Origin of the sequence: Arthrobacter sp. NEB 688, assembly GCF_013201035.1 — a bacterium.
Classification (GTDB): domain Bacteria; phylum Actinomycetota; class Actinomycetes; order Actinomycetales; family Dermatophilaceae; genus Phycicoccus.
Window position 1 is genome coordinate 324112 of the sequence record NZ_CP053707.1, and the last position, 16140, is coordinate 340251.

Here is a 16140-nt window from a genome sequence, read left to right on the forward strand (position 1 = left end):
TGCCTCTACTAGATCAAGGCCTCGCTTCGCTCGGCGGCGCCTGCGGGCGGCGCTGGCGCGCCGTCCTCGGTCGGCCCTCCGACTTAAACTGCGTCGGCGTGCCTTTAACCGGACCGACAATGGGCGGCCGCGCAAGAGTCAACCTCAAGCATTCGTGTAGCCAGCCAGATACGCGTACGTATTCTTAAAACAGTTCTACGAGTACTCGGACGTCTCGCTCGTTATAGTCTTCGTGAATTCGCGATTACGACTGGCCGGGAGATTCTCTCAACTAGGGTCAAGCACTATCTCGGGTCGCGCAATCCATTTGTCCAAGAGTGCTTCCAGGTCGCCATTGGCCAGTTTCCTCTCCACGGCACCAAGATCGAATATCTCTTGAAGGAGCGGGTCGTTTAACAGCGGGTCGTTGAACGCAAGTATCGCATCGTACAGATGCCGCAGCGATCCTTCCGCGATCCTGTATTCACCCTCCTCAAGCGTGAAATCGCGCCCGTGGCCCCAGCGCACGTCAGACAGTCCATCGATGTAACCAGGGCGCAGAAAGAGCGGATCAAGGTTGGCGACCAGAGCACCCCTTACAGGCACACTTGCGGCGTCGTCCCTATAGTAGGAACCGAACTTCAACAACTGATAAGTGCCTTTTTTTACGTCATCAGTCCGCCCAAGCCCAGGCTTAGTCTTATTGGAGTCGATCTCGTCACCCCAGCCGTTCACGAGATACGCGAGCGCAGCAGTCCGGCCCGCTCTTTGCGTCTTGGGGGTTCTGTAAGCCGCGTACAGCTCGATCCACGCCTGCAGATAACTAGCGGCATTGGCGGGTACTGAGAAGTAGTCGATCAGCGGTTCATAGGGCCAAGACTCCCCCTCTCGTTCACCGAGAGGGATTGCCGTCTCTGCGTGCGGGATAGCTACAGCGAATTCTCGGCCTTGCAGCGTTAAATCCACCAATGAGTGTTGCCGGTACTCTACTGGGCCGTCGGGGCCCTCCTGCAGCATTGGTTCTTCCAGTTCAGTCACCAGAGGAAAGGAGACCATTGGGGAAGCTTTAATCTCGAAAAGGACCAAAAGATCGTCACGGAAGCCAATGGCATCAACGTCATGCGACTGTTTTGTGATCGTGGCGATTTCGAACGGATTCTCGTTAGCGGCAGCCACCAACTGGAGAAGAAGGGCGATCGCGACGGTGGTTATCTCACCGATGTGATGGCTCGTCGGCTTGTGCTGTGCGCCACTCAGCCGCCCCTCCAAGCCTCGGTCAAGGCAGCACCGAGGACACTGTTTCAGGAAAGAGTAATAGGCGACAGCCGGCTCACCCCCTCGGTGGCAGTAGATCCACTTATTGTTGACCAATCGCCCGTGGACATATTCTGCATTACAAATTAGGTCGAATCCCGCGGATAGCATCAACCCGAAGAGTTTCGCCTCGTCGTGCGCCTCAACTAAATTGGCTCGAGTGGCCGACTCCTCGGCGCTACCAATGACGCTACGAAATGACCGGATAAATGTGCCTAGCAAGCGAGCTGCGTTCGCCCCATCCACGTACTGCGAGTTGGTCAAGGAGCGATCCATCAGCCTTTCAAGGTCTGAAATCTTTGGCGCGGCCGAGCTGTCTCGATACTCGGGAAATTCAATCACGACGCTTCCCTCGCGAGGTCAAAAACCAGCTGCGTCTGGCCCTCTGCAGCAACTCCACTCATGACTGCCTCAATTGAGTGCTGGAAGACCCAGCGCACGGCGGGGACACAAACGGCGTCACCAAATGCCCACAGCGCGTCGCTTTCGACCTGCGGAATCGCAAAGTCATCCGCTGCGTCCGGTAGCCCGACTCCTTGCAGACGTGCGCTCTCCAGGCCAGTGATCCGGCGAACGCCAACCGAGCCGTCGGATCGAACTTCCACGACGAACTGAATTGACGACCCTCCCTTCGGTGTACGCAGGCAACTGGCCAGACCGTCGAATCGAAGGTTGAAGATCTGCTCGCGCAGTCCCCGTCGGCGGCCGCGCCGCACAGCGGTCAGTCGTACGGGAATGCGCCTGCGGGCCATCTCTTCAAGCTGAGGGCGGTGATGGTGCTCGAGATGCTCCCAGAAATAGGACATCCTTTCCGCGTTCCACCAGCGGGGGTCCGACACAGGAATATCTTCAAGCAGGTCTTTGAGTTCGTACGTTGCCGAGGGTAACCGCGGAAAGTCGAAGAAGTGCCACGGCAAATCCCTGTTTCGATCGAATACTTCACGCACCTTATACCGCCGGATATGCGAAGTTGGCATCTCTCCCAGCGAGAGAGGCAATCCGAGGCCAGCAATGATAAACACGCGATTACGCGCCTGGGGCAAAAAGTGACGGGCGTCCACCTGAACGACGTCAATTGAGTAGCCAAGTTCCGCAATCGCGTGCAGCAGTATATCAATGCTCTTTCCGCCCTGCAGGGTCAAGAGGCCAGCCACATTCTCTAGGAACAAAAAGCGTGGTTGACGATCAACCTTCTTGGCCTCTCTGATTCGATCGAGGTAGGCCCAGACGACTCCGCTATGGGTGCCGTGGATGCCGACGCGACCGCCCGCCTGGCTGAGGTCGATGCATGGGAACGAAGCCGTCGCAAGAGTCGCGGGCGGAATATCGCTCGCGGAGAGATCGCGAATGTCTAGCGCACTCACTGGCACGTTCGGATAGTTCGCCTCATAGGCGCGGACCTTTTTAGGATCATTGTCGTTCGCCAGCTGACAAGTCCATCCCAAGGGGCGGAGCGCTTCGTGAATCAAACCTACGCCGGCGAAGTACTCCACGAAGGTGCGCCCTACTCCGGAAACCTGATGGAGGGCTGAGCTAGGCATGAGGTACACAGTAGGTGAGTGTCACGACAGTGCGGCGCACCCCGCCGTCCGGGAGCGGGCTCAGCCCCAGGCCAGCCTCTGAAGAGGTCGGCGTGGGATGGGCCGAACCGACTGGACCGAAGGGACTGCCACTTTCCGTGCCACCGTGAGGGCGCCGTCGTCGACTCGGAGCCTCCCTCGACTGGGCTAGCGGTGCGGACGTGTTGGTCTCGTCGGCGTCTCCCGACTCGCATAGCTCCCTTCGCCACGTCAACCTTGGACTTGGGGTTACATATGAGGACACATCGCTAAGCCACTAGTCGCCAACAACCACGACCGCCCGCGGTCGCCACAGCAGAGCACCGCCGGGTCGCAGACCACGGTGCTGGGGACCCGAGAACTCCGTAGGTTGTGGGTTCGAATCCCACGGGGCCCACCGCACGCCGGCCGACACCGGCCGGGCACGGGCCGGCGGCGCCGGACCGCCCGCCCGGCGCCGCCGATCCGCACCGCCCCGCTCAGGCCGCCTCGACCCAGACGGCCGTCTCCGGAGCCAGCCCCTCCCCCTGAGAGGGGTTGCTGCTCAGGAGGATGCGACCGGGCACGGCCACCTCGTGCGCCGAGAAGTTGAGCAGGCAGGACCAGCCGCCCGATCGCCGGAAGTGCAGGACCAGCGGGTCGTCGGTCGGCACCCACGCGAAGGACTCGTCGTGGGCCAGCTTGCGCCGCAGGTGCAGCGCCGCGCGGTAGAGCTCGAGGCTGCTGTCCGGGCGGCCGGCCTGGACGTCGACGGCGACGTCGGCGAAGGACGCGGGCTGGGGCAGCCACGCACCGTCCGGGCCGAAGCCGAACGACGGTCCGGACGCGGTCCACGGCAGCGGCACGCGGCACCCGTCACGCCCCTTGAGCACCCGCCCGGTGCGCTCGTGGACGGGGTCCTGCAGCCGGTCGCGCGGGAGGTCGGCGACCTCGAGCAGCCCGAGCTCCTCCCCCTGGTAGAGGTAGGCCGACCCGGGCAGGGCGAGCATCGTCAGCGTCGCCGCGCGGGCCCGCCGGGCGGCGCCCGCGGGGTCCACGGCGGGGGCCAGCCCGTCGGTCGAGAGCCAGGCGTCGACGTCGGTGCCGGCGGGGAGGGCGAGCCGGCTCGCGTGGCGCGGCACGTCGTGGCTGGAGAGCACCCACGTCATCCCCCCGCCGACGGCGCCGTGCTCGGCGAGGGAGCGGGTGATGACGTCGCGGAACTGGTCGGCGTCCCACTCGGACTTGAGCAGCGAGAAGTCGAAGACCTGCCCGAGCTCGTCGTTGCGCGCGTAGAGGTAGGTGCGGCTGCTCGTCGGGTGCCAGGTCTCGGCGACGGCCATCCGCGGCGGGTCGTACTCGTCGAAGACGCGCCGCCACGAGCGGTAGATCTCGTGCACCTCCTCGCGGTCGTACAGCGGGTCGGTGCCGTCGAGCGGCAGCCGGGAGTCCAGGTGGGGCTGGCTGCGCAGCGGCTCGGTGAGGTCCTTGGCCAGGGAGTGCGCGACGTCGATGCGGAAGCCGTCGACGCCCCGGTCGGCCCAGAAGCGCAGCGTGTCGAGGAAGTACTGCCGCACCTCGGGGTGGCTCCAGTCGAGGTCGGGCTGCTCCCGCGCGAAGAGGTGGCAGTACCACTCGCCGTCCTGCGTGCGCTCCCACGCCGGGCCCCCGAAGTGCGAGCGCCAGTCCGTCGGGGGCAGCGAGCCGTCCGGGCCGGACCCGCGCCGGAAGATGTACCGGTCGCGTTCCGGCGCACCGGGGCCCGCCTCGAGCGCCGCGCGGAACCACGGGTGCTGGTCGGAGGTGTGGTTCGGGACGACGTCGACGATGACGCGGATGCCGTGCGCGTGCGCGTCGGTCACGAGCGCGTCGAAGTCCGCCAGCGTGCCCAGCCGCGGGTCGACGTCCCGGTGGTCGGTGATGTCGTAGCCGCCGTCGGCCAGCGGCGAGGGGTAGAACGGGCTGAGCCACACCGCGTCCACGCCGAGCTCGGCGACGTAGGGCAGACGGCTGCGGACGCCGGGGAGGTCACCGATCCCGTCCCCGTCGGAGTCGGAGAAGCTGCGCGGGTAGACCTGGTAGACGACGGCGTCGCGCCACCAGTCCCGCGTCGTCGGGTCGTGAGGTGCTGCGTCCACGGGCATCCGCGGTCGCCTCCTTCGGGGTGGTCGTGTCGACAAGTGTGGACCGGGCAGCCCGTTCCCGACCCAGACGGGACGGGCTGCCCGGAGCTTCGCGGAGCCCTCAGCCCTTGACGGCGCCGGCGAGCATCGCCTGGATGAAGTAGCGCTGGAAGGCGAGGAACACGAGGATCGTCGGCGCCATGATGAGCAGCGCCCCGGCGTTGAGCAGGACGACGTCGGTCGAGTGCGCCCCGACGAACCCCTGCAGCGCCCCGGCCATCGTCCGCTTGTTCGGGTCGTCGATGAGCACGATCGCCAGGAGGAACTGGTTCCAGGTGCTGAGGAACATGAGCACCGCCAGCGAGGCGATCGCCGGCACCGCGAGCGGGAGCTGGATGCGCCGGAACGCCTGCCACGGACCGGCTCCGTCGATCGCGGACGACTCCGACAGCTCGGCCGGCACCGACATGAAGTGCGTGCGCATCCAGAACACCGCGAAGGGCATGTTCAGCCCGATGAGCGGCAGGATCAGCCCGAGCCGGGTGTTGAGCAGCCCGAGGCCCTGCATCTCGTAGTACAGCGGCACGACGACGATCTCGTAGGGCAGCGTCAGCCCGAGGAGCAGCAGCAGGAAGAAGACCTTCCCGAGGGGGATGCGCAGCTGGGCGATGGCGTAGGCCGCCATCGACGCGATGAGCACCGCGACGGGCACGACCCCGACGACGAGGATGATGCTCGACCTCATGAGCGTCGTGATGTTCGCGACGTCCCAGGCGTCGACGAAGTTGTGCCACTGCGGGTCCGTCGGGATCGAGAACCCGGCCGGCGAGGAGCCCTGGGGCTGCAGCGCGGCGGAGAGCATCGACAGGAGCGGGAAGACCGAGAAGAGGGCCGCACCCCCGAGCAGGAGGGTCTTGGGCGTGGAGTCCTTGAGACGGGTCAGCATCGGGCTCACCTCTCCCTGAAGAGTCGCTGGAGCGGGAGGATGACGGCCAGCACGATGAGGCTGAGCACGACCGCCACCGCGGAGGACTGGCCGATCCGGTTCTCCGTGAACGCCAGCTGGTAGACCTGCACGCCGGGCACCTGCGTGGAGTAGCCCGGGCCGCCCTGCGTCGACATGTAGACGACGTCGAAGCTCGCGAGCGCCGCGATGATCGTGATGGTCACGCAGACCCCGATCTCCTGGCGCAGCCCCGGCAGGGTGACGTTGCGGAACTGCTGCATCCGGTTCGCCCCGTCGAGCTGGGCCGCCTCGTAGAGGCTGGTGTCGATCTTGCCGATGCCCGACATGAGGAGCAGGGTGCACAGCCCGGTGGCGAGCCACGTGCCGATGATGCCGACCGCGGGCAGCGCCCAGGTGAAGTCGCCGAGCCACGGCCGGGCCAGCGCGTCGAGGCCGAACGCCCGCAGGCCCTGGTTGACGGCGCCGTCCGGGGCGTACATCCACGTCCAGGCGATGGCGGCCGCGGCGCCGGGGATGATCTGCGGCAGGAAGAGCAGGGTGCGGGCCAGGCCGCCGGCGACGGCCGAGCGGATCTCCCGGACGATCGAGGCGATGACCAGCGCGAGCAGCACCGGGACGACCGAGAAGAAGATGACGAGGATGAACGCGTGGACGATCGAGGACAGCAGCTGCGGCTCGGTGAAGACCCGCACGTAGTTGTCCAGCCCGACCGGCGTCGAGAGGTTGATGCCGTCCCAGTCGTAGAACGAGTACTGGACCGCGGTGACGATCGGGTACAGCTCGAAGACGACGTACATGACGAGCGCCGGGAGGGCGAACCACCAGCCGGCCCAGCGGGCGCGGCGCCGGGACCCGGCGCCGCCCGCCCGCCGTCGGCGCGGAGCGCGCCGCTCGGCCTGCAGCTCGGCCTCGGCGACGGCGGCCGGACCGGCCAGACCGTCGACGGTGCTCATCGCCCGAGCTCTTCCTCGTACTTGGCCTGGACGTTCTTGACGAACTGCTCCGGCGTCTCACGGCCGCCGTAGAGCAGCTGGCTCTCGGGGTTCCAGGCACGGTTGTTGATGCCGGCGGTCGCGTTCTGCACGAACGGGACCTGACCGCCCGCCTCGGAGACCGTGGCGAAGGCCGTGGTCACGTCGGCGAGCACCGAGCCGTCCTTGATGGTCGGCGCCTGCTGCTCGCTCGTGCCGGAGGGCATGAAGCCGGCGTCGACCGCGATCTGGCGGGCCTCGTCGCTGGAGAGGAAGTTCAGGAAGGCCGCGGCGGCGTCCTTGTGCGCGGACTTCGCGGGGATGCCGAACGCCGTGGCCGCGTCGGACATCGCCGCCGGGGAGGCGCCGTCCTTCGCCGCCGGGAAGGGGAAGAACCCGACCTGGTTCGGCATCGTCGTGTCGAGGTTGCCGGCGTCCCAGTTGCCCCACGGGAAGAACAGGCCCTTGTTGCTCGCGAAGAGCGCGTCGGCCGCCGTCGCGTCCACGGCGTTGACCGACTCGGGGAAGTAGCCGGCCTTCTGCCACTGCATCACCGTGGTGGCCGCCTCGAGACCCGCCGGGTCGTCGATCGTCGCGTCCGGGGCGTTGAACACCCACTGCGACACCTTCTCCGGACCCATGAGCGTGTTGAGGAGGAGCTGGAACGGGAACACCCCGCCGCCCTCCTTGTTGTGCACGACCATCGGCGTGAGCCCCTGCGCCTTGGCCTTGTCCATGTAGCCGGTCAGCTCGGCGAGGGTGGTGGGCGGGGTCGACATGCCGACCTTCGTCGCGAGCGCCTTGTTGTAGTAGAGGCCGGTCATCGTGAAGCCGGAGGCCTTGGCGTAGAGCGACCCCGAGCCGGCGACGCCGTTCTCGGCCCGGAACTGCGCGAGCTGGGACGCGGGGAGGGCGTCCCACCCGTAGGCCTCGGCGTACTTGTCGAGGTTGGTCAGGAGGTTGTTCTTCGTGCCGGCCGTCACCGAGATGACGCGGACGAGGTCCGGGGGCGTCGGGGACGCGAGCTGGCGCGGCTGGTTCTGCGTGGTGACGTTGTCGGGGTCGTACGTCGGCGTGATCGTCACGGTGGGGTGCTTCTTGGTGAAGGCCGCGATGAGCGCGTCGTCGAGGGGCTTGAGGCCCTGGCCGTCGTAGAGCTCGAGGGTCACCGCCTGGCTGCCGAGCGTGGTGCTCACCGCCGACGGGACCGCCTCGGCGGACGAGACGCCGGCGGAGCCGCCGGGGGCCGAGCAGGCGGCCAGGGCGCCGACGCCGAGGGCGCCGACGGCGGCCACGAAGGCACGACGGGTGGTGCTGCGGGGGGACTGGGATGCCGAGGGCATGGGCTTTCTCCTGCGCCGTTGGAGGATCCGGCGAGCCGACTCGCCGGGGGTGGACCGACCGCTCCCGGTCGGACTGGAAGCGTTTCCGGTCCGAGGATGGCGCGCGATCCTGCTTCCTGTCAAGAGTCCGTTTGCGTTCGCCTCTCGCGATCGTGCGGCCGGGGCAGGTCTGGACCGAAGCGCTTCCATCCGGCAGTCGGTTACGCTCCCGCCATGCCCCGCAAGGTCGACGCCCGCGCCAAGGTGACGATCGTCGAGATCGCCCGCCTCGCCGGCGTCGGGGTCGGCACCGCCTCGCGCGCCCTGAGCAACGCCAAGGACGTCGCCCCCGCCACCCGCGACCGGGTCCTGCGGGTCGCCGAGGAGCTCAACTACGTCGTCTCCCCCGAGGCCTCGCGCCTGGCCAAGGGCACCCGGGGCCGCGTCGCCGTCGTCGTCCCCCACCTCTCGCGCTGGTTCTTCGGCGAGGTCGTCGAGGGGCTGGTCCGCGTGCTGCACGCCGCCGACCTCGACGTCCTGCTCTACCACGTCGCCGACACCGCCGAGCGGCGCGACTTCTTCACCCGGCTCCCGGCCCGGCGCAAGGTCGACGCCGTCGTCGTCGTGGGCTTCCAGGTCGACGCCGCCGAGCAGGCGCAGCTCGCGACGATGGGCGTGCACATCGTCGCCGCCGGCGGCCAGAGCGCGACCTACCCGTCGGTGCACATCGACGACCACACCGCCGCACGCCAGGCCGTCGACCACCTCCTGTTCCTCGGGCACCGCCGCATCGGGATGCTCGAGGCGTACGACCCCGAGCAGCCGACGCTGCCGCCCACCCGCTCACCGGCGTACGTCGAGGCGCTGCGCGAGCGCGACCTCCCCGTCGACCCCGAGCTCGTCCTCGCCGCCTCGTGGAGCGGCGAGAACGGCGCCGCCCTCATGGGTCGCCTGCTCAGCCTGCCCGACCCGCCGACCGCCGTCTTCGCGCACTCGGACGAGGTCGCCCTCGGCGCGGTCCGGACCCTGCGGCGCAGCGGACTGCGCCCCGGCGTCGACGTGTCGGTCATCGGCATCGACGGCCATCCCCTCGGCGAGCTGACCGACCTCACGACCGTGCGTCAGGACCCCGCGGCCCAGGGCGCCGTCGCCGGCGAGATGGTCGTCGACCTCCTCGGTGGCCGGTCGCTCGCCGAGGAGTCGGTCATCGCCCCGACCGAGCTCGTCGTGCGGTCCTCCACCGGCCGTCCGGCGGAGGTCCTCACCCGGAGCACCTGATGCCGCGACCGGGACGGACCGGCCCGGCGCCTGGCCCCACGGGTCAGCGCGAGTAGACCTCGAGGTCGACGGCCTTGGCGGACAACCAGACCCGCTGCCCGGCGGACAGCCCGAGCTCGGCCACGGCCGCCGGTGTGATGTCGACGAGGCAGGACGGCTCGCCGACGAGGTCGAGCCGCACGCGGTCGGTGAGCAGCGTGAGGCCCGAGATGGTCGCCGCCCACGTGTTGCGGGCGCTGGAGGGCCCCGGCGGCTGGGCGCTGACCGTGACGGCGGAAGGACGCAGCGCGACGAGCACCTCGCCCCGCTCGCCGTGGTCGGGCACGACGAAGCGTCCGCCGCCCTCCAGCCGTACCCCGTCCGGCTCGGCGGTCCCGGGGTAGAGGTTGAGCCCGACGAGCCGGGCCACGTACTCGGTCGAGGGTCGGCGGGCGACCTCGGCCGGGCTGCCCTCCTGGACGACCCGCCCGTCCTCGAGGACGACGAGCCGGTCGGCGAGCACGAGCGCCTCGAGCGGGTCGTGCGTCACGAGCAGGCTCGGGCCGCCGAACGCCGCGAGGTGCTTCTTCAGCTCCCCCTGCACCTCGAGCCGCGTGCGCGCGTCGAGCGCGGACAGCGGCTCGTCGAGGAGGAGGAGGTCGGGCGAGCCGGCCAGCGCGCGCCCCAGCGCCACGCGCTGCGCCTGCCCGCCCGACAACCGGTGGGGTCGCCGACGCGCGAGGTCGGCGAGCCCGAGGCGCTCGAGCCACTCCGTGGCCACCGTCCGCGCCTCGGCGCGCGAGCGTCCGCGCACCTGCGGCGAGAACGCCACGTTGTCGAGCACCGAGAGGTGCGGGAAGAGGCGGTAGTCCTGGAAGACGAAGCCGACCGGACGGTGCGCGGCCTCGACGAACGCCCCGGACGTGGCGTCGTCGAGCACCACGCCGTCGAGGCGGATGCTGCCCCCGGCGAGCGGCACCAGCCCCGCGACGGCGCCCAGCAGGGTCGACTTGCCCGACCCGTTGGGCCCGAGCACGGCGAGCACCTCGCCCGGGGCGGCGCGCACGGCGGCCTCGAGCACGAAGTCGCCGCGGCGCACCTCGACCGACGCGTCGAGCCCCGCCGCGCTCACACGCTCCCCCCGCGCAGCCAGCGGTCGCGCAGCGCGACGAGGATGGCGACCGAGACCAGCAGCAGCACGAGGCTGAGGAGGATGGCGGCGTCCGGGTCGGTCTCGAGCGCGTAGTACACCGCGATCGGCATCGTCTGGGTGCGCCCGGGGAAGCTGCCCGCGAAGGTGATGGTCGCGCCGAACTCGCCGAGCGCCCGCGCCCAGCAGAGCACCGCCCCGGCGGCGAGCGAGGGCGCGACCATCGGCAGCGTCACGCGCCGGAAGACGGTCAGGCGGCCCGCGCCGAGCGTGGCCGCGGCGTCCTCGTAGCCCCGGTTCGCCGCCCGCAGCGCGCCCTCGACGGTGACGACGAGGAAGGGCATCGCGACGAACGTCTCGGCCATGACGACCGCCGCCGGGCTGAACGGGATGGTGACCCCGAACCACGCGTCCAGCCACCGCCCGATGAACCCGTTGCGCCCGAACGCGAGCAGGAGCGCGACACCGCCGACCACCGGCGGCAGCACGAGCGGCAGCGTGACGAGCGCCCGCACGACGCGCAGCCCGGGGAAGCTGCTGCGCGCGAGCAGCCACGCGAGCGGCACCCCGAGGACGAGCGCGATGACGGTCGCCAGGCTCGAGGTCCACAGCGACAGCCGGAGCGCCTCGGCCGCCTGCGACTGCCGCAGGATGCTCCACGCGTCCGACCACGGCGCGCGCACGAGCAGCCCCAGCAGCGGGACGACGAGGAACGCGACGCCCACCAGCGCCGGCACGAGCAGGGGCGCCGGCGGCCTGCGGGATGCGCCACCGGTCGCGGCGCGGCGGGCGCGCTCACGGGCGCTCAGGGTCACCGACCCCGCAGCGGCGGGACCCTTCTCGCGCACCGCCCCGCCCGGAGCCCCAGGGCTCACGGCTTCTGGAAGCCGGCCGCCGTCAGCACCGTCGACCCCTCGGCCGAGAGGACGTAGTCGACGAAGGCCTGCGCCGTCGCGGCGTTCGGCGCCTTGCTCAGGGTCGCGATCGGGTAGCTCGTCGAGGCGTTGACGTCGGCCGGGATCTCGATGCCCGTCACCTTGTCGCCCGCCGCGCGGACGTCGGTGACGTAGACGAGCCCGGCGTCGACCTCGCCGAGGGTCACCTTGCTGAGCACCGACTTGACGTCGGGCTCGAGGGTCACCGGCGTCACCGTGACCCCGGCGTTGGTGAACACCTTCGCGGCGGTCGCCCCGCACGGGACCTGCTCCTGGCAGAGCGCGGTCTTCACCCCGGAGCCGGCGAGCGACTCGACGCCGGTCACCCGGCCGGGGTTCGAAGGCGGCACCGCGATCTCCATGACGTTGTTCGCGAACGTCATCGGGCTCGTGGCGTCGCCGGCCGAGACGACCGCGTCCATGTTCTTGGCGCTGGCCGAGGCGAAGACGTCCGCCGGTGCGCCGGAGGTGATCTGGGTCGCGAGGGCGGAGCTGGCGCCGAAGCTCAGGGTGACCTTGACCCCGGGGTGCGCGGCCTCGAACTGCTTCCCGAGCGTCGTGAACGACTCGGTGAGCGACGCCGCGGCGAGCACCGTGATGTCGCCCGACACGGTGCTGCCCGCGGAGGCCCCCGCGGAGGCGGTCGTCGACGCGGAGGGGCTCGAGGACCCGCACCCGGCGAGCCCGAGCCCGAGGAGGACGGCGACGGTGGTGGTGACGGTGCGGCGCACGGTGGCTCCTCGGGGACGACGGGCGGCGGTCATCGGCGCGCTCACCGGCTGCTCGGGATCTCGACGGACACGTTCGTGGCCTTCATCGCGGCGACGGCGAGGACGCCGGGCTCGAGGCCCAGCTCGTCGGCGGCCTCGCGGCTGAGGAGCGACACGAACCGGTGCGGCCCGGACTGGATCTCGACCTGCGCCATGACGCCGTCCTTGAGGACGCGCGTCACGAGGCCGGTGAACCGGTTGCGCACGGAGGCGGCCGCGACCTCGCCGACGGCGGCGTGGGCCCCCTCGGCTGCCAGCTCCTCGGCGAAGCGCGCGAGCACAGGCCCCTCGACGGCCCGGCGCCCGGCGGCGTCCGTCGTCGTCTCGAGCCGGCCGGCGTCGGCCCAGCGGCGCATCGTGTCGTCGCTGATGCCCAGGAGGTCGGCGGCCTCGCGCATCCGGAAGAGGTGCATGACGTGACCCTAACCGCAGGTGCGGCACAAATCCACGGTTCGCGACGGAACTGCCCCATCGGCGGTGGTGACGCCCACGCGGGTGCGCCGTGCGGCACCCTCGGGGACGACGACGGCCGCGGGCGGAGCACCCGGTGGGCGCCCCGGCCCGCGGCCGGTCGTGGGGGTCAGGCGGACGTCAGAGCGTCACGACCATCTTCCCGGTGTTGTCGCCGCGCAGGACGCCGAGGAAGGCGTCGACCGCGTGCTCGAAGCCGTCGACCGAGGTCTCGCGCTGCGACAGCGTGCCGTCGGCGAGCCACCCGGCCGCGGTCGAGAAGTACTCGCCGGCGAGGTCGTAGTGGTCACCGACGAGGAAGCCCTCGATGCGGCCGCGGGTCTGGATGAGCCGCACGAGGTTGCGCGGGCCCGGGGCCGGCTCGGTGTCGTTGTAGGCCGAGATCATCCCGCAGACCGCGATGCGCCCGCCGAGGTTGAGCGAGCCGATGGCCGCCTCGAGGTGCTCGCCGCCCACGTTGTCGAAGTAGACGTCGACGCCCTCCGGCGCGAGCTCGCGCAGGTGGTCGGAGACCTTGCCGTCGCGGTAGGAGAACGCGGCGTCGAAGCCGAGGTCCTCGGTCAGGTGGCGGACCTTCTCGGGCGAGCCGGCCGAGCCGATGACGCGCGAGGCGCCCATCGCCTTGGCGATCTGGCCGACGGCGCCACCGACGGCACCCGCGGCGCCGGACACGAAGACGACGTCGCCCTCCTTGAGCGCGGCGACGCGCTTGAGGCCGGCGTAGGCGGTGAGCCCGGTCATCCCGAGGACACCGAGGTAGGCGGATGCCGGTGCGGCAGAGGCGTCGACGACGCGGGCGTCCTTGGCGTCCAGGACGGCGACCTCGCGCCAGCCCAGGCCGTGCAGCACGTGGTCACCGACGGAGAAGCCGTCGGCGCGCGACTCCTCGACGACGCCGACCGCGCCGCCGTTCATCGCCTCGCCGACCGCGTAGGGGGCGGCGTAGGACTTGGCGGCGCTCATCCGGCCGCGCATGTACGGGTCCACGGAGAGGACGACGTTGCGCACGCGGAGCTGGCCGTCGGCCAGCTCGGGGACGTCGCTCTCGGCGAGCTCGAAGTTCTCGGGCGTCGGCCAGCCGGTCGGGCGGGACGCCAGGCGCCACTCGCGCGGGGCGGTGGTGGAGCCGGGGGTCGGGGTGGTGTCGGTCATGGGTGGACCTCCAGGGGTGTCGGGGACGTGGACCGAGGATGTCCAACGCCGACGGGGCCGCGGTCTATGCCGTGACCTCGTTCACCCGCCGCACCGTCACCCGACGGGCGGGCGCCCACGACGGAGTCCGTCAGCCCTCGCGGGAGCGACGGGCCTCCTCGACGCGCCGGGCCCGCTCGCGCCGCAGCCGGTTCTGCGGGTCGTCCTCGGTGCCGAGCTGCGCCGGGCCGAACACGCTGGTCAGGAGGTAGCGCACCCGCCACCCGATGCGGTAGCCCAGCGACAGTCCTTCGGAGCCCGCCACGGCGACCACCTCTCCTCGTGCGCGGGCGGGCGGCCCGCGTCCTGGCGACGACACGTCCAACCTACGGGATGCGGGCCGCCCGCGATTTCCCTCGCCACCCCGCGGGCGGCTACCGTGGGCGACGAAAGGGAGTAGTCCCCAATCGCCGTGTCGACACACTGACCCCCGGGTCCGGTACGGCGGGCCACCTGTGGTGGCGGACGAGACTTTCGGCCAGAAGCACGCCCGTCGATCACGCGTGCCGGCCGAGAGGTCCGTCCCGCGGCACTCCTCGTCCGGCACGAGGAAGAGCCCCCACCACATGTACGCGTTCCTGCTCAGCACCGCCGTCATCTTCGTCGCCGAGCTCGGCGACAAGAGCCAGCTCATGGCGATGACCTTCGCGACGCGCTACCGCGTCCGCGACGTCCTCATCGGCATCACCGCCGCCACCGCGATCGTCCACCTCGTCTCCGTCGGCATCGGCGCCGCCGTCGGGACCGCCTTCGAGCAGTACCAGGGGACGATCTCCGTCGTCGCCGGTGTCGCCTTCCTCGTCTTCGCCGCGTGGACCCTGCGCGGTGACGAGCTGACCGAGGACGAGGCCGACAAGGCCCGCCGCAGCACCGGTGCGGCGCTCCTCGCCGTCGGTGTCGCCTTCTTCCTCGCCGAGCTCGGCGACAAGACGATGCTCGCCACCATCACGCTCGCCACCCAGGAGGGCTGGTTCGGCACGTGGGTCGGCAGCACGGTCGGGATGGTCGCCGCCGACGCGCTGGCCATCGGCGTCGGCGCCGTCCTCGGCCGCAAGCTCCCCGAGAAGGTCATCAAGTACGGCGCGGCCGGGGCCTTCCTCGTCTTCGGCCTCCTGCTCATCGCCCAGGGCGCCGGATGGCTCTGACCCCGGTCCCCGGCGGGGCGACCGCCGGCCCGAGCACCTCGGTGGCGCTCGACCTGCGCACCGAGGTCGTCACCGCCGGCGAGGTCGCGTTCTGTCTCACCGCCGCGGGTCACCTCGAGCGCGACGAGTCGCTCGTGGTGACCGGCGCCGACGGCCACGCGCTCGACGTCCGCGAGGTCGGGATGCACCACCACACCCGGCTGCACCTGGTCGACGCCCCGCTCGGCGAGCTGTCCGTGCGCTACCGGGCGACCGTGCGACGGGACTCCCCCGCACCCGCCCCGGTCACCGACGCCGACCGGTTCACCTACGTGCTCCCCAGCCGCTACTGCCCGAGCGACCGCGTGCAGGGATGGGCGGCAGCCCAGTTCGCGGGCACCGACGACCCCTGGGACCTCGCCCGCCGGGTCGCCGCGTGGGTCCACGCCCGGACGGCCTACACCCCCGGGTCGACCGGCCCCGGCGACGACGCCCTCGTCCCGCTGCACACCGGGCAGGGCGTCTGCCGCGACTACGCGCACCTCACGGTCACGCTGCTGCGCGCGCTCGAGGTGCCGGCCCGCTACGTCTCGGTCTACGCCCCCGGCCTGGACCCGATGGACGCCCACGCGGTCGTCGAGGCGGCCGTCGGCGACGAGTGGCGCCTGCTCGACGCGACCCGGCTCGCGCCCCGCGCGTCGATGGTGCGCACCGGCACCGGGCGCGACGCGGCCGACGTCGCCCTCATGACGACGCTCGGCGCCGAGACCGGGCCGTTCTCGATGGAGGTCACCGCGACGGCCGACCCGGACCTGCCGGTCGAGGACCCCGACGTGGTCGTCCTCCTCGGCTGACGTCCGCCCGCCGGCGCCGTGGTGCCGCTCGTGGCGCAGGAGTGGGGGTCATCACCCCGGTTCCCACGCCACCGGGCGCACCGTCACCGACGCCACAACCCATCGACCCGGCGACGCCACCGACATCACGACCGGCCGGCGTCGGGACCCCGACATGTGGAGGCGCGGGGTGGG

Annotated in this window: 15 protein-coding genes; 3 read left to right on the forward strand and 12 right to left on the reverse strand. The window is 70.5% G+C overall.

Annotated features, from left to right (window positions below; genetic code table 11):
* Window positions 1–267: 267 nt before the first annotated feature.
* The 6 genes from HL663_RS01580 to HL663_RS01605 form a co-directional block, all read right to left on the reverse strand.
* Window positions 268–1635, reverse strand: a complete 1368-nt coding sequence (locus tag HL663_RS01580; RefSeq protein WP_173026748.1) for a hypothetical protein — start codon at window positions 1633–1635, stop codon at window positions 268–270.
* Window positions 1632–2786, reverse strand: a complete 1155-nt coding sequence (locus tag HL663_RS01585) for a DNA cytosine methyltransferase (RefSeq protein WP_173026749.1) — start codon at window positions 2784–2786, stop codon at window positions 1632–1634. The genes HL663_RS01580 and HL663_RS01585 overlap by 4 nt, the downstream gene beginning before the upstream one ends.
* 545 nt (window positions 2787–3331) lie before the next feature.
* Entirely contained in the window at window positions 3332–4975 is a 1644-nt protein-coding gene (locus tag HL663_RS01590) for a glycoside hydrolase family 13 protein (protein ID WP_173026750.1), read from the reverse strand.
* A gap of 100 nt (window positions 4976–5075) precedes the next feature.
* Window positions 5076–5900, reverse strand: a complete 825-nt coding sequence (locus HL663_RS01595; protein WP_173026751.1) for a carbohydrate ABC transporter permease — start codon at window positions 5898–5900, stop codon at window positions 5076–5078.
* 5 nt (window positions 5901–5905) lie between these two features.
* Window positions 5906–6874 carry a carbohydrate ABC transporter permease gene (locus tag HL663_RS01600; protein ID WP_173026752.1) on the reverse strand — a complete coding sequence of 323 codons (969 nt, stop codon included), beginning with the start codon at window positions 6872–6874 and terminating at the stop codon, window positions 5906–5908.
* Window positions 6871–8235 (reverse strand): ABC transporter substrate-binding protein, encoded by a 1365-nt coding sequence (locus HL663_RS01605; protein ID WP_173026753.1) that lies wholly within the window; start codon window positions 8233–8235, stop codon window positions 6871–6873. The genes HL663_RS01600 and HL663_RS01605 overlap by 4 nt, the downstream gene beginning before the upstream one ends.
* Before the next feature lie 213 nt (window positions 8236–8448).
* Between HL663_RS01605 and HL663_RS01610 the strand changes: the two genes are divergently transcribed.
* Window positions 8449–9492, forward strand: a complete 1044-nt coding sequence (locus HL663_RS01610) for a LacI family DNA-binding transcriptional regulator (protein ID WP_173026754.1) — start codon at window positions 8449–8451, stop codon at window positions 9490–9492.
* Between the two features lie 43 nt (window positions 9493–9535).
* Here HL663_RS01610 and HL663_RS01615 read toward each other — a convergent pair whose 3' ends face one another.
* The 6 genes from HL663_RS01615 to HL663_RS01640 form a co-directional block, all read right to left on the reverse strand.
* Window positions 9536–10603 (reverse strand): ABC transporter ATP-binding protein, encoded by a 1068-nt coding sequence (locus HL663_RS01615; RefSeq protein ID WP_286175854.1) that lies wholly within the window; start codon window positions 10601–10603, stop codon window positions 9536–9538.
* A complete protein-coding gene (locus tag HL663_RS01620) occupies window positions 10600–11436 on the reverse strand; it encodes an ABC transporter permease (protein WP_502709046.1) in 837 nt (278 codons plus the stop codon). The genes HL663_RS01615 and HL663_RS01620 overlap by 4 nt, the downstream gene beginning before the upstream one ends.
* Before the next feature lie 56 nt (window positions 11437–11492).
* Window positions 11493–12287: a molybdate ABC transporter substrate-binding protein gene (modA, locus tag HL663_RS01625; RefSeq protein WP_286175855.1), complete on the reverse strand. Its 795-nt coding sequence runs from the start codon at window positions 12285–12287 to the stop codon at window positions 11493–11495.
* Window positions 12288–12328: 41 nt separating this feature from the next.
* On the reverse strand, window positions 12329–12739 hold the full coding sequence (locus HL663_RS01630) for a TOBE domain-containing protein (RefSeq protein ID WP_173026755.1): 411 nt from the start codon (window positions 12737–12739) through the stop codon (window positions 12329–12331).
* A gap of 178 nt (window positions 12740–12917) precedes the next feature.
* Window positions 12918–13949 carry an NADP-dependent oxidoreductase gene (locus tag HL663_RS01635; RefSeq protein ID WP_173026756.1) on the reverse strand — a complete coding sequence of 344 codons (1032 nt, stop codon included), beginning with the start codon at window positions 13947–13949 and terminating at the stop codon, window positions 12918–12920.
* Between the two features lie 130 nt (window positions 13950–14079).
* Window positions 14080–14253, reverse strand: a complete 174-nt coding sequence (locus HL663_RS01640; protein ID WP_286175856.1) for a hypothetical protein — start codon at window positions 14251–14253, stop codon at window positions 14080–14082.
* Window positions 14254–14554: 301 nt separating this feature from the next.
* Here HL663_RS01640 and HL663_RS01645 point away from each other — a divergent pair, with 301 nt between their 5' ends.
* Together HL663_RS01645 and HL663_RS01650 are read left to right on the forward strand one after the other, a co-directional pair.
* Complete coding sequence (locus HL663_RS01645; RefSeq protein ID WP_173026758.1) at window positions 14555–15133, forward strand: TMEM165/GDT1 family protein; 579 nt, start codon at window positions 14555–14557, stop codon at window positions 15131–15133.
* A complete protein-coding gene (locus HL663_RS01650; RefSeq protein ID WP_173026759.1) occupies window positions 15124–15966 on the forward strand; it encodes a transglutaminase-like domain-containing protein in 843 nt (280 codons plus the stop codon). Before HL663_RS01645 ends, HL663_RS01650 begins: the two co-directional genes overlap by 10 nt.
* Window positions 15967–16140: the final 174 nt, after the last annotated feature.

Coding starts and splice junctions, on each gene's coding strand:
- HL663_RS01590 (WP_173026750.1), bottom strand. CDS start 4,975: ATGCCCGTGGACGCAGCACCTCACGACCCGACGACGCGGGACTGGTGG.
- HL663_RS01595 (WP_173026751.1), bottom strand. CDS start 5,900: ATGCTGACCCGTCTCAAGGACTCCACGCCCAAGACCCTCCTGCTCGGG.
- HL663_RS01600 (WP_173026752.1), bottom strand. CDS start 6,874: ATGAGCACCGTCGACGGTCTGGCCGGTCCGGCCGCCGTCGCCGAGGCC.
- HL663_RS01605 (WP_173026753.1), bottom strand. CDS start 8,235: ATGCCCTCGGCATCCCAGTCCCCCCGCAGCACCACCCGTCGTGCCTTC.
- HL663_RS01610 (WP_173026754.1), top strand. CDS start 8,449: ATGCCCCGCAAGGTCGACGCCCGCGCCAAGGTGACGATCGTCGAGATC.
- HL663_RS01630 (WP_173026755.1), bottom strand. CDS start 12,739: ATGCACCTCTTCCGGATGCGCGAGGCCGCCGACCTCCTGGGCATCAGC.
- HL663_RS01635 (WP_173026756.1), bottom strand. CDS start 13,949: ATGACCGACACCACCCCGACCCCCGGCTCCACCACCGCCCCGCGCGAG.
- HL663_RS01645 (WP_173026758.1), top strand. CDS start 14,555: ATGTACGCGTTCCTGCTCAGCACCGCCGTCATCTTCGTCGCCGAGCTC.
- HL663_RS01650 (WP_173026759.1), top strand. CDS start 15,124: ATGGCTCTGACCCCGGTCCCCGGCGGGGCGACCGCCGGCCCGAGCACC.